Raw genomic sequence first — 12,512 nt, 5'->3', positions numbered from 1 at the left:
ACCGCGGCCCCGAAAGGGCCGCGCCGCGATCCAAAGACCTTCTACTGTATTTCGACGTTCGTTCAAACGCCGATGCGACGAATTGGCGTGAGAAAGTTGGGCGCGGACACGCGCCCGGGGCGCTTCGTCCCGGATCAGGGGGCCGGTCGATAGGGATGCTCGGCCATCCAGTGGCGGGCGATGTCCAGCCGGGTGGCGACCCACGCCTTGTCGTGGCCCCGCACATAGTCGAGGAAGCGGGCCAGCGCCGCGGCGCGTCCCGGGCGCCCGACCAGACGGCAGTGCAGCCCGATCGACATCATCTTCGGCTGGTCCTCGCCTTCGGCGTAGAGCACGTCGAAGCTGTCCTTCAGGTAGGTGAAGAACTGCTCGCCGGTGTTGAAGCCCTGGTTGGTCGCGAAGCGCATGTCGTTGGCGTCGAGCGTGTAGGGCACGATCAGTTGCGGCCGGCCGAAGCGGTCGTCCCAGTAGGGCAGGTCGTCGGCGTAGCTGTCGGCGTTGTAGAGGAAGCCGCCTTCCTCCGACACCAGCTTCCAGGTGTTGGGGCTGCACCGCCCGAGATACCAGCCGAGCGGGCGGGAGCCGGTCACGCGGGTGTGGATGTCGATGGCGCGCAGCATGTGCTCGCGCTCCACCTCCTCCGGCAGATGCTGGTAGTCGATCCAGCGGTAGCCGTGGGTGGCGATCTCCCAGCCGGCGTCCTGCATGGCGCGGACGGCGTCCGGGTTGCGCTCCAGCGCCATGGCGACGCCGTAGACGGTCACCGGCAGGCCGCGCTCGGTGAACATCCGGTGCAGCCGCCAGAAGCCGGCGCGGGAGCCGTATTCGTAGATCGACTCCATGTTCATGTGCCGCATGCCGACGATGGGCTGGGCGCCGACGATCTCCGACAGGAAGGCCTCCGACGCGGCGTCGCCGTGCAGGACGCAGTTCTCCCCGCCCTCCTCGTAGTTGATGACGAACTGCACCGCCACCCGCGCCCCGCCCGGCCAGTAGGGGTGCGGCGGACGGGACCCGTAGCCGATCAGGTCGCGCGGGTAATCGTGGGACATGGCGGGTGCGCTCCGTAGGAATGAGAGTGCGGTCAGGAGGCGGAGGAGGACTTCTCGGCCGGCGGCTCCTCCGGCATCTGGTGGCGCAGGATCAGCGGGGCCTGGAGGGCGCTGAACAGCAGGGTCAGCGGCATGATGCCGAACACCTTGAAGTTCACCCAGGCGTCGGTGGTCATGGTGCGCCACACCACCTCGTTCAGCGCGGCCAGCAGCAGGAAGAACCACGCCCAGCGGATCGCCAGCGTGCGCCACCCCGCGTCGGACAGGTTCAGCACCGAACCCAGGACGTGCTTCAGCACGTTGCGCCGTGTCAGATGCGCCGTGAACAGGACCGCGGCGAACAGCAGATTGACCAGCGTCGGCTTGATCTTGATGAACAGGTCGTCCTGAAGCCACAGGGTCAGCCCGCCGAACAGCAGGACGAAACCCGCCCCGACCACCGGCATCACCGGCACCTTGCGTTCGAACCGCCAGGAGATCAGGACGGAAATGCTGGTCGCCACCATGAACACGGCGGTGCCGATCATGATGCCGGCCTGGGAATTGGCGATGAAGAAGGCCGCCAGCGGGCCGGCTTCGATCAGCAGTCGGGCGTATTGGTTCATGATCCTCACATAGACCGAACCGGGCCTGGGATAAAGAGGGAAGCGGGGGCGCGCTCCCCGCGTCCGGTCAGAACCGGTAGGAGGCGCGGATCGAGCCGTAGTTGGTGTAGGATTTCTGCCCCTCGAACTCCGGCGACAGGAAATTCTGGGCGTAAGAAATGCCGAACGGGCCGTAGCGCAGCGCCACGCCGAGCTGGAAGGCGGCGACGAAGTTGTGCTTGTCCACCGACCGGCTGTCGCGGAAACTGTTGCCGTCCAGGAAGATGTTGCGGGCGATCGCGCGCCCCTCCGCCCCGGCGTAGACGTACCAGGAGAAGGGCGGACGCGGCTCTCCCGCGGCCACGCTGTCCTGGTAGGGGATGCTGGCGGTCGGGCGGAGGATCAGCGCGCCGACCGGCGGCGCCATGTTGCCGCCCAGCCGCATCGTGACGCCGGCCCCGCCGAAGGTCAGGACGTTGCCGACGCTGCCGGCGACGTGGGGGCTGAAGTCCGCCTCGAAGGGGCCGATGCGGGCCGGGCGCTCGGCGCGCCAGACATGCTCGTAGCTGAGGATGATGCCCGGCTCGTTCTTGAGCTGGTAATCCCAGCCCTCCGGCCAGCGGGCGCCGGGGACGATGCGGTGCACCGCCTTCTGGGTCTGCTCCGCCAGCGAGGCCGGGCCGACCATGCCGAAGTCCAGGTCGATGCGGTCCACCTGCCGCGTCTCTTCCGAGATCACCGACAGGCGGCCGTACAGCCAGCCGGCGTAGGGGCGGTCGGTGGGGTCGGGGATCGGCTTGGTGATGTCGCTGGGGGTGTACATGTTCTGGCCAAAGGCGATGCCGTAGCGCCGCACCCCATGCTCCCCGATCCAGGGGACGAGGTTGGCCAGCCAGTCGATGTTGCCGTAGGTCGGGCGGTCGCCGGAGACGTAGTAGAACTGGACACCGTTCGTGTAATAACGGTCCGTTCCGCCGCCGAACAGGTCGTTGTCGACCCAGGCGCCGATGGACGGGCCGGACCGGGGGGCGGTTTCTGCCGGCGGAGCGGTGTCCTTGGTCGGGATGGGGTCCGCTTCCGGTGCGCTTTGGGCCAGCACCGGTCCTGCCGCCAGCCCGAGAGAAAGGGCGGCGATGACGCTCCAACCTGCACGCACGGCCATAATGGTTGAATTCCCTTCGTTGCCGAGCACCCTAAGATAAGGCGCAGGCGCCCATTGGCGCCTGCACTTTCGGGTGAGGCAAAATAGTTTACGGAGGGTGGCTTACTGGAAGGCCGCCTCGGCAAAGCTGCGCAGCTTGCGGGAATGCAGGGTTTCCATGCCGTGCTCGCGCAGAAGCTCCATGGCCAGCACGCCGATCTTCAGGTGCTGGTCCACCCGTTCGCGGTAGAAGCGGTCGGCCATGCCCGGCAGCTTCAACTGGCCGTGCATCGGCTTGTCGGAAACGCAGAGCAGCGTGCCGTAGGGAACGCGGAAGCGGAAGCCGTTGGCGGCGATGGTGGCGCTTTCCATGTCCAGCGCGACGGCGCGGCTTTGGCTAAAGCGCATCAGCGGCTCGCGGTGGTCGCGCAGCTCCCAGTTGCGGTTGTCGATGGTCGCCACGGTGCCGGTGCGCATGATGCTCTTCAGCGCGTAGCCGGACAGGCCGGTCACCCGTTCCACCGCGGTTTCCAGGGCGCGCTGCACCTCGGCCAGCGCCGGGACGGGCACCCAGGTCGGCAGGTCGGCGTCCAGCACATGGTCGTCGCGGACATAGCCGTGGGCCAGCACATAGTCGCCCAGCCGCTGCGTGCTGCGCAGCCCGGCGCAGTGGCCCAGCATGATCCAGGCGTGCGGGCGCAGCACGGCGATGTGGTCGGTGATCGTCTTGGCGTTGGACGGACCGACGCCGATGTTGACCAGCGTGATGCCGTTGCCGTCCGGGCGGGTCAGGTGGTAGGCGGGCATCTGCGGCAGGCGGAGCAGCCGCGCGCCGTTCGTCGGCGCCTCGCCGGTGCTGCCCCCCAGATTGGCGTTCTGGACGATGACGCCGCCGGGCTCGACGAAGCGGTCGTACTGGCTGCGGTAGGCGGCCAGCTCGGGATCGGCGGCGGGCTCCATGATCTCGCGGGCCATGCGGATGAACTCGTCCACGTAGAACTGGTAGTTCGTGAACAGGACGAAGTTCTGGAAATCCTCCGGCGCCGTCGCCGTGTAGTGGCGCAGCCGGTGCAGCGAGAAATCAACCCGCGGCGCGGTGAACAGCGCGAGCGGCTTCACCGCGTCCAGCGACTCCTCGTAGGTGCCGTTGACGATGGTGTCGTCCATGCGGGCGAGGTCGGGCAGGTCGAACAGGTCGGGCAGGCCGGCCAGCCGCTCCGGCGTCAGGTCGCCCTCGACATGCATGCCCTGGGGGAAGGCGAAATGGATGGGGATGGCCTCGTCGCTGACCCCGACCTCCAGCGGAACATGGTGGTTGCGCAGCAGGAGCGAGAGCTGTTCGCGGTAATAGCGGTCGAACAGGTCGGGGCGGGTCAGCGTCGTGGAATAGGTGCCCGGCCCCTCGACGAAGCCGTAGGCCAGCCGCGTGTCCACCGTGGCCGCCGAGGCGGTGGAGAGGCGGACGTAGGGGTAATGGGCCTGCTCCCGCCGTCCGCCGTCCTCGCCGCGGGTGAAGGCGGCGAAGCGGTCGCGCAGATAGGCGGTGTTGCGGTCGTAGAGATCCCGGACGAGGGCCAGGGCGGCGTCCGCGTCGGTGAAGCGCTCGACAGGACCGGGGGGCACGGGGGAGGGGGAGGTCTTGGCAGCCGTCATAGTCTTCAGATAGGGCTTGGGCGTGGCGGCCGGAAGCCCTTTTCTCGTCCCGCCGCCGGCCCGCGCCGGGGCGCCGTTACTGCGACGGCAGCCCCATCAGCGACTTGGCGAACTGGTCGGCGTCGAACGGGCGCAGGTCGTAGACGCCCTCGCCGATGCCGATGGCGTGCACCGGCAGCTTGAAGCGCTCGGCCAGCGAGACCAGCACGCCGCCGCGCGCCGAGCCGTCCAGCTTGGTCAGGATCAGGCCGGAGACGTTCACCATGTCGCGGAACACCTCCACCTGATTGTGCGCGTTCTGGCCGGTGGTGGCGTCCAGCGTCAGCAGGGTGGTGTGCGGGGCGCTCTCGTCCACCTTCTTGATGACGCGGACGATCTTGCGCAGCTCCTCCATCAGGCCGGCCTTGTTCTGCAGGCGGCCGGCGGTGTCGATCAGCAGGATGTCCACGCCCTGGCGCCGCGCCTCCTCCAGCGCGTCGAAGGCGAGGCCGGCAGCGTCGGCGCCGGTGTCGCGCGAGATCACCGGGCAGCCGGTGCGCTCGCCCCAGATCTTCAGCTGGCTGACCGCGGCGGCGCGGAAGGTGTCGCCGGCGGCCAGCATGACCGTCTTGCCCTCGGCGCGGAACTGGCGGGCCAGCTTGCCGATGGTCGTCGTCTTGCCGGTGCCGTTGACGCCGACCACCAGGATGACGTGGGGCTTCAGCGTGGCGTCGATCTCCAGCGGCTTGGCGACCGGGCCGACGATCTTCGCGACCTCGGCGGCGAGCGTGGCCTTGACCTCCTCGGGGCTGACCTCCTTGCCGAAGCGGGTGCGGGCCAGTTCCGCCGTCACCTTGGCCGCCGTGGTCGGGCCGAGGTCGGCGGTGATGAGCAGCTCCTCCAGCTCCTCCAGCGCCTCGTCGTCGAGCTTGCGCTTGGTGAAGATGCCGGAGATGCCCTCGGTCAGCTTGGACGAGGACTTGGACAGGCCGTCCTTCAACCGGGCGAACCAGCCCTTCTTGGGCTTCTCCTCCTCGGCGGTCAGGGCCGCGGGGAGGTCGTTGCGGACGATCTCCGGCGCGTCCTCGCGCTCCTCCGGCCCGGACGGCGGGGCGATGGGCGGCGGGGGCGGGGTCTCGACCGCGGGTGGGGGCGGCAATTCGGGTTCCGGCACTGGCTCGGGCACCAGGGGCGGTTCCTCGGCGACCGGTTCCGGGACAGGCGGCTTCTGGACCGGCGTCTCTTGGACCAGCTCTTCGGCGACCGGCTCCGCGGGCGCAGGCTCGGCGGGGACCGCTTCCGGGAGCGGGGCGGCCGTCTCGTCCTTGCGGGCTTGCTCTTCGGGCTTCTTGCGGCCGAACCAACGCAGGATCATGGCGTGTCCACTGTTCTCAAAGGGGGGTGCCGGTCAGCGCGCCGCCGGCCACGCCGGTGACCGTGGCGCGCAGGACGGAGCCGGGGGGCCGGGGCGTGCCCAGGCGGATTTCGGCGAAATGCTGGGTGCGGCCGAGATCGTCCTTCTCGACCAGCACGGACACCTCGCGCCCGACCAGCGAAGCCAGGGTGCGGGCCTCCGCCTCGGCGCCGCGCGCGCGCAGACGGGCCGCGCGCTCCTTGCGGAGGCCGCCGTCGACCTGCGGCATGCGGGCAGCCGGGGTGCCGGGGCGCGGGCTGTAGGGGAAGACGTGCAGCCAGGTCAGGCCGCATTCCTCGACCAGCCGCAGCGTGTTCTCGAACATCTCGTCGGTTTCCGTGGGGAAGCCGGCGATGAAGTCGGCGCCGAACACCATGTCGGGGCGCAGGGAGCGCACGCGCTCGCAGAAGGCGATGGCGTCGGCGCGGCTGTGGCGGCGCTTCATGCGCTTCAGGATCATGTCGTCGCCGGCCTGGAGCGACAGGTGGAGGTGCGGCATCAACCGCGGTTCCGTCTCGATCAGCCGCCAGAGATCGTCGTCGATCTCGATGCAGTCGAGCGAGGACAGGCGCAGCCGCGGCAGCTCCGGCACCAGGGCGAGCAGGCGGCGCACCATCTGCCCCAGCGTCGGCGTGCCCGGCAGGTCGGGGCCGAAGCTGGTGATGTCTACGCCGGACAGCACAACCTCGTTGTAGCCGGCCTTCACCAGCGCCTGCACCTGCTCCACCACCGCCCCGATGGGGACGGAGCGCGACGGGCCGCGGCCGTAGGGGATGATGCAGAAGGTGCAGCGGTGGTCGCAGCCCTGCTGGACCTGGACGAAGGCGCGCGCCCGGTCCTCGAACCCGCCGATCAGATGGCCGGCGGTTTCCTTGACCGACATGATGTCGTTGACCAGCACCTTCTCCGCCGGCGCCAGACCCCAGCTCTCGGGCTGGAGCTTCTCCTGGTTGCCCAGCACCTGATCGACCTCCGGCATGGCGCCGTAGCGCTGCGGGTCGATCTGGGCGGCGCAGCCGGTCACCACGATGCGGGCGTTGGGCCGCTCGCGGCGCAGCTTGCGGATGGTCTGGCGGGCCTGCCGTTCGGCCTCCGAGGTCACCGCGCAGGTGTTGACGATGACGACGTCCTCCAGCCCTGCGTTGCGGGCGTGGGTGCGCATCACCTCGGATTCGTAGGTGTTCAGGCGGCAGCCGAAGGTGACGATCTCCGGCTCGTTGGTCACAGTGTCGCTCATGCTCTTTCAGCCTAACGGGCGGCCATTCAGGGGGCCGCCAACTCCGCAGACAGCCGCCCGGTGTAGCTGAGGGCGACCGGGCCGGTCATCAGGACGCGGCCGTCCTCCAGCCATTCGATGGTCAGGGTGCCGCCGTCGAGGATCACGTCGACCTTGCGGTTGGTCAGCCCGCGGCGGATCGCCGCGACCGCGGTGGCGCAGGCGCCGGTCCCGCAGGCCTGGGTGACGCCGGCCCCGCGCTCCCACACGCGCATGCGGACGGTGGTGGGGGAGAGCACCTGGACGAACTCGACGTTGGTGCGCTCGGGGAAGGCCGGGTGATTCTCGAACACCGGGCCGACCTCGGCCAGCGGCACCGCCTCGGCGTCGTCCACGAAGAAGACGGCGTGCGGGTTGCCCATGCTGACCGCGGTGGGGCCGGCGAAGCCGCCGTGCGACACCGCGTCGAGGCGCAGCGTGTCGGCCGGTTCCGCCAGCGGGATCTGCGACCAGTCCAGATTGGCCGGACCCATGTCCACGGTGATGCGCCCGTTGTCGGCGCGGCTGGCCCGCAGGACGCCGGCGTTGGTCTCGAAGGCGACGCGCTCCGCCCCCGCCTCCTCCATCAGCAGCCAGCCGACGCAGCGCGAGGCGTTGCCGCAGGCCGACACCTCGCCGCCGTCGGCGTTGCGGATGCGCATGAAGCCCGCCGTGCCGTTCGTTTTCGCCGGCTCGATCACGATGAACTGGTCGCAGCCCACCCCGGTCTTGCGGTCGGCGATGGCACGCACCTCGGCCTCGGCCGGCGTGTACGGCGTGTTGCGGGCGTCGATCACGACAAAGTCGTTGCCGAGCCCGTGCATCTTCAGGAATTCGCGCGTCATGACCGCCGTTATATGGCGACCGGGCCCGCGGAGTCCATGGCCGCACGGGGGGCCGTGGCAAACAGTTCACGGGGTCACTGGGTTTCGGCGCCGCCGGTGTCGGCCGTGTCCCCGTCGGGCAGGGTGGCGCCCGATGCCGGGGGGATGCCTTCCAACAGGTCGAGCATCCGGGCGAGGGTGTCCTCTGACTCGGGCCGCGGCGGGGTTCCGCCGGTCCGCTCCCACGCCTCGTAATCCCAACCCGCAGCGCCCATCGCCATGTCCGGCAGCGCGAAATGCCCCTCCCCGGCGTGGGTGGGCGGACCGTCCGCGCGGGACAGCCCGACCAGCAAGGCCACGGACACGGTGACTCCCGCCACCCAGGCCCACAGCACGTCGCTGTTGTTCATGGCTCCCTCCCGGCTCCTTGCCAAGGCAGGTCGGTGTCGGGGCCATTCCCATCGGATGCGCCCCATTCCATGGACTTCGGGTGTCCGCGGCGGCGCACAATGAGACTTTGGGAGATGTCCGGATGGAGAAGGACAGCCGTCAGGCGCCCTTGAAGACCAGATGCTTGGAGGCGGCGAAGTTCAGCACCATGCCGGACAGCGAGCCGGCGGCGACGGCCAGCACCGGATGGGCCTCGGCCAGCGGCAGGGCGGCCTCCAGCCCGACCGACACGCCGTAATTCACCACTCCCCCGAAGGCGTTGGCCGCCAGGAAGGTCGCCCATTGCCGGTAGAGCGGCGCGTCGGCCGCCCCGCGGAAGGTGAAGGCGCGGTTCAGCGCGAAGGTCGTGGTGGCGGAAGCCAGATAGGCCGGGATGCGGGCGGCGAAGAACTCCAGCCCGAGGCCGAACACCAGTGCGTAGACCACCGCCGTGTCCACCACCAGACCGATCACGCCGACGAGGCCGAACTTGCCGAATTGCACGACCAGCCGGCTGAGCCGGCTGTCGGGCAGGGCGCCGGGAAGACCGCCCATGGTCAGGTCCCGGTCGATCCGCGGACCGGATGGACGCCCGGCGCCGGGATGGAGAGATAATGCATGCGCTTGGCTTCGCGGCGGCCCAGCGTGACGGTGTCGAGGATCAGGCCACAGGTCAGGCTGAGGAAGGCGAGCAGCATCAGGCCGGTGGACAGCACGGCGGTGGGCAGGCGCGGCACGAGGCCGGTGTGCACGAAGGTCGTCACCACCGGCCAGGCGAGCAGGACGGCCACCGCGGCGAGCAGAGCGCCGAAGGCGGCGAAGAAGGGCAGCGGCCGCTCCTCCTTCACCAGATTGAGGATGGTGCGCAGGATGCGGATGCCGTCGCGGATGGTGTTGAGCTTGCTGTGCGAGCCGGGCGGGCGGTCCTTGTAGGGCGTCTTGATCTCGGCGATGGGCATGTTCAGCTCCAGCGCGTGCACGGTCAGCTCGGTCTCCGTCTCGAAGCCGCTGGCGAGCGCCGGGAAGGACTTGATGAAGCGGCGCGAGAAGACGCGGTAGCCCGACAGCATGTCGCCGATGCGGTCGCCGAAGATGCGCGCGACCATGCCGGTCAGCAGCTTGTTGCCCAGGCGGTGGCCGGGCCGGTAGGCCTTGACGATCTCGGTGACGCGGGCGCCGTTGACCATGTCGAGCTGGTCGTCCCACAGCCGCTTGACCATCAGCGGGGCGGAGGGGGCGTGATAGGTGTCGTCGCCGTCCACCAGCACATAGATGTCCGCCTCGATGTCCGAGAACATCCGGCGCATGACGTTGCCCTTGCCTTGCAGCGGCTCGTGGCGGACCACCGCGCCGGCGGCGCGGGCGACCTCCACCGTGCGGTCGGAGGAGTTGTTGTCGTAGACATAGACCGTGGCGTCGGGCAGGGCCGCCCGGAAGTCGCGCACGACCGCGGCGATCGCCGCCTCCTCGTTGTAGCAGGGGATCAGCACCGCCACCACGGGAGCCACCACGGGAACCGTATCCGGTCCCGGGGCCGGGGCCAGGGACGCTGCGGGGGTGTCGGCCTGATGGCCGGCCGGTCGATCGATGGTGGAGACGGTCATGGCGATGCGCTTCGAAACAGTGCCGATGTCGGGTTAAACAGCACAGTCGCCGGATTTAATCCACTCACCTTTTATGGACCTCCGTTTGCTGCACGGCGCAGAGGTTCAGCGGCTCGCCCAGATTGTTGGGAATGACCCGGCAATTGTCCTGTTCCACCCGCAGTCCGAGCAGGGCGGCGGCCCTCGCGGCGCCGGGCGTGTCGGGGATGGTGCTGAGCATCAGGAAGCGCCCGCGGTGCGCCCCCACCTTGTCCTGCATCAGGGCGAGATAGCCGTTGCCGACCGAGTCCGGCTGGAGGAAGTTGGACTGGATGCGCACGAAGGGGATGCGCGGCGGGAAGGCCGGGATGACGTGCGAGATCGCCCAGTAGCCGGCCATCAGCACCATCGTGTCGTCCGGGTCCGCGATGGGCGGAACGGCGGCCTCGACCCAGCGCTCGCTCCACGGCACGCGGCCCCAGTCGGCGGGCCGTGCGGTGGCCTGGACCAGCAGCAGGAGCGCCGCCGCCAGGACAAGCGCCGCCCGGCGCGGCACCGGCAGCAGGCCCGCCGCCATGACGATGGCCAGCGGGGCCAGCATCTCCAGCGGCACCAGGTAGCGGTAGATGCAGAACATCCCCACCCACAGCGCGTAGGTCACCGCCATGGCGGTCAGCAGGTAGCGGGTGGCGGCTTTCCCGGTGAGGCCCGCCGGTGGCTGCTGGAAGACCCGCCCGAGCAACGCCAGCGCCGCGGCGACGGGCACGAGAAGGAACAGCACCAGGACGCGCAGGTCGAAGAAGGGAACCTCGCCGACCTTCAGCGGTGCGAAGGGGAAGACCAGTGGGAAGAACAGGCGCTCCAGCCGCGAGTCCGGAAAGAAGCCGACGTTGACGTAGCCGGACGGCGCGGCGAAGGGCGACTTGAAGATCTGGTTCATGTGCGGGAAGACGGGGTTCCCGTACTCCACCCACAGATGGGCCATCCAGAAGCCGCCGCACAGCGCCAGCCCGCCCAGCACCCCGACGCCGAAGACGACGGCCAGCCACAGCCGCCGCCAGGGGCGTGCGGGAAGCGCCAGGAAGGCGAGGCAGAGCCCGACCGCGTAGATCACCGTCGGGTTCTTCAGGCCCATCGCTGCTCCGGCCATCATCCCCGCCGCGGCCACCCGCGCGACGGCGCCCGGCGCCGGTCCGTCGACCAGCCGCGGCAGCGATCCCGCCACCACGACCAGCGCGCCGAGCACGCCCAGGCTGACCATGTTGTCGTGGAAGGTGGTGCCGAGCAGCCCCAGCGTGCCGCCCCCGAAGCCGGCCATCACCGCCAGCAGGGCGGCCAGGGCCACCCGCTGCCCCGCGCCGCCGACGCGCAGCGTGGCGTGGGCCAGCAGGAAGGCCAGCGCCAGGTTCAGCCCGTGCAGCGTCCCCCAGACGAATCCCGCCGCGCGCGCCGGCAGATGGTTGGCAAGCAGATAGAAGGGCACGTCCAGCAGGGGGTTGTAGAAGCTGGGCATCTGCGCCGGCAGCATGTCCATGCCCAGCCGTCCGGTCAGCAGGGCGTAGGCGTTGTACCAATGGTAGTTCCGCAGGTCCCAGTTGGCGTCCATGCCGAGCGCCAGCCCGAGCAGGCCGTAGAGCGGCGGGGCCAGCAGCAGAAAGGCGAGCGCCGCGGTGCGCGGGCGGCGGGCGGTGGGGAGCAAGGTCATGGAGGTCGCGGAACCCAGGGAAGCGTCGGCCCCTTGGTAGGCGAGGGGACGCTCCGCAGCAAGGACGGCATGCCGGGCCGGCCCCCGCAAAGGCCGTGGCGGAGGGAATTCGGGAGCAATTTCGTTGCGTCCGGCTGTGTTCCGGGATGCGGAATCGCGCGCTGCGAGCGGCGTTTGCGGCAAGCTTCCTCTGGCAATGGCGGGACGGGTCTGCTATTCACCGAACTCCGCATGCACACGCTTGCGCCTCTTTTGCGCGACAGGATTCTGGCGATGGAAAAGTTTACGGTTCTCACCGGTGTTGCGGCGCCGCTGCCGATGATCAACGTCGACACCGACATGATCATTCCCAAGCAATTCCTGAAGACCATCAAGCGGACCGGGCTGGGCAAGCATCTTTTCGACGAGATGCGCTACACCCCCGACGGCGCCGAGGTCGCGGAATTCGTCCTCAACAAGCCGGCCTACCGCAGCGCCAAGATCCTCGTTTCGGGCGACAATTTCGGCTGCGGCTCCTCGCGTGAGCATGCGCCGTGGGCGCTGGCCGATTTCGGCATCCGCTGCATCATCGCGCCAAGCTTCGCGGACATCTTCTTCAACAACTGCTTCAAGAACGGCATCCTGCCGATCAAGCTGCCGAAGGAACAGGTGGACCTGCTGCTCGACGACGCGTCGCGCGGGTCGAACGCCATCGTCTCGGTGGATCTGGATCGCCAAGAGATCACCGGTCCGGACGGCGGCAAGATCAGCTTCGAGGTCGACCCCTTCCGCAAGCATTGTCTGCTGAACGGGCTGGACGACATCGGGCTGACCATGCAGCAGGCCGCCTTCATCGACCAGTATGAAGGCAAGCAGCGCGGCGGCCAGCCCTGGCTGTGGGGCTGATCCGGCCC

The 12,512-nt window shown here is 69.3% G+C and carries 12 protein-coding genes; 1 reads left to right on the top strand and 11 read right to left on the bottom strand.

The window, feature by feature from the left end:
* Window positions 1-134: 134 nt before the first annotated feature.
* From puuE to FHW79_RS24970, 11 genes are all read right to left on the bottom strand, one after another.
* Window positions 135-1,052 carry an allantoinase PuuE gene (puuE, locus tag FHW79_RS25020; RefSeq protein ID WP_183181410.1) on the bottom strand — a complete coding sequence of 306 codons (918 nt, stop codon included), beginning with the start codon at window positions 1,050-1,052 and terminating at the stop codon, window positions 135-137.
* Between the two features lie 32 nt (window positions 1,053-1,084).
* Window positions 1,085-1,657 carry a septation protein A gene (locus FHW79_RS25015; RefSeq protein WP_183181409.1) on the bottom strand — a complete coding sequence of 191 codons (573 nt, stop codon included), beginning with the start codon at window positions 1,655-1,657 and terminating at the stop codon, window positions 1,085-1,087.
* 67 nt (window positions 1,658-1,724) lie between these two features.
* A complete protein-coding gene (locus FHW79_RS25010) occupies window positions 1,725-2,798 on the bottom strand; it encodes a lipid A deacylase LpxR family protein (RefSeq protein WP_183181408.1) in 1,074 nt (357 codons plus the stop codon).
* A gap of 102 nt (window positions 2,799-2,900) precedes the next feature.
* Complete coding sequence (locus tag FHW79_RS25005) at window positions 2,901-4,430, bottom strand: AMP nucleosidase (RefSeq protein WP_183181407.1); 1,530 nt, start codon at window positions 4,428-4,430, stop codon at window positions 2,901-2,903.
* A gap of 76 nt (window positions 4,431-4,506) precedes the next feature.
* Window positions 4,507-5,784, bottom strand: a complete 1,278-nt coding sequence (gene ftsY / locus FHW79_RS25000) for a signal recognition particle-docking protein FtsY (protein WP_183181406.1) — start codon at window positions 5,782-5,784, stop codon at window positions 4,507-4,509.
* Between the two features lie 16 nt (window positions 5,785-5,800).
* The gene (gene mtaB / locus FHW79_RS24995; RefSeq protein ID WP_038529670.1) at window positions 5,801-7,060 is read right to left on the bottom strand and encodes a tRNA (N(6)-L-threonylcarbamoyladenosine(37)-C(2))-methylthiotransferase MtaB; all 1,260 of its coding nucleotides are present in this window, start codon (window positions 7,058-7,060) and stop codon (window positions 5,801-5,803) included.
* A gap of 26 nt (window positions 7,061-7,086) precedes the next feature.
* Window positions 7,087-7,923, bottom strand: coding sequence for a diaminopimelate epimerase (gene dapF, locus FHW79_RS24990; RefSeq protein WP_183181405.1), 837 nt, complete (start codon window positions 7,921-7,923; stop codon window positions 7,087-7,089).
* Window positions 7,924-7,997: 74 nt separating this feature from the next.
* Window positions 7,998-8,312 carry a hypothetical protein gene (locus tag FHW79_RS24985; protein ID WP_183181404.1) on the bottom strand — a complete coding sequence of 105 codons (315 nt, stop codon included), beginning with the start codon at window positions 8,310-8,312 and terminating at the stop codon, window positions 7,998-8,000.
* Between the two features lie 139 nt (window positions 8,313-8,451).
* A complete protein-coding gene (locus FHW79_RS24980) occupies window positions 8,452-8,886 on the bottom strand; it encodes a GtrA family protein (RefSeq protein WP_183181403.1) in 435 nt (144 codons plus the stop codon).
* Window positions 8,887-8,888: 2 nt separating this feature from the next.
* Window positions 8,889-9,935 carry a glycosyltransferase family 2 protein gene (locus FHW79_RS24975; RefSeq protein WP_183181402.1) on the bottom strand — a complete coding sequence of 349 codons (1,047 nt, stop codon included), beginning with the start codon at window positions 9,933-9,935 and terminating at the stop codon, window positions 8,889-8,891.
* Window positions 9,936-9,999: 64 nt separating this feature from the next.
* Complete coding sequence (locus FHW79_RS24970) at window positions 10,000-11,619, bottom strand: hypothetical protein (RefSeq protein ID WP_183181401.1); 1,620 nt, start codon at window positions 11,617-11,619, stop codon at window positions 10,000-10,002.
* A 273-nt stretch (window positions 11,620-11,892) separates the two neighbouring features.
* On the opposite strand from FHW79_RS24970, the gene leuD reads away from it, so the two are divergent.
* A complete protein-coding gene (gene leuD, locus FHW79_RS24965; RefSeq protein WP_038529660.1) occupies window positions 11,893-12,504 on the top strand; it encodes a 3-isopropylmalate dehydratase small subunit in 612 nt (203 codons plus the stop codon).
* Window positions 12,505-12,512: the final 8 nt, after the last annotated feature.

The organism is Azospirillum sp. OGB3 (genome assembly GCF_014192915.1).
Lineage (GTDB): Bacteria > Pseudomonadota > Alphaproteobacteria > Azospirillales > Azospirillaceae > Azospirillum.
Note: the sequence above shows the minus strand (reverse complement) of the source record. Positions and strands in the feature narration are given on the sequence as shown.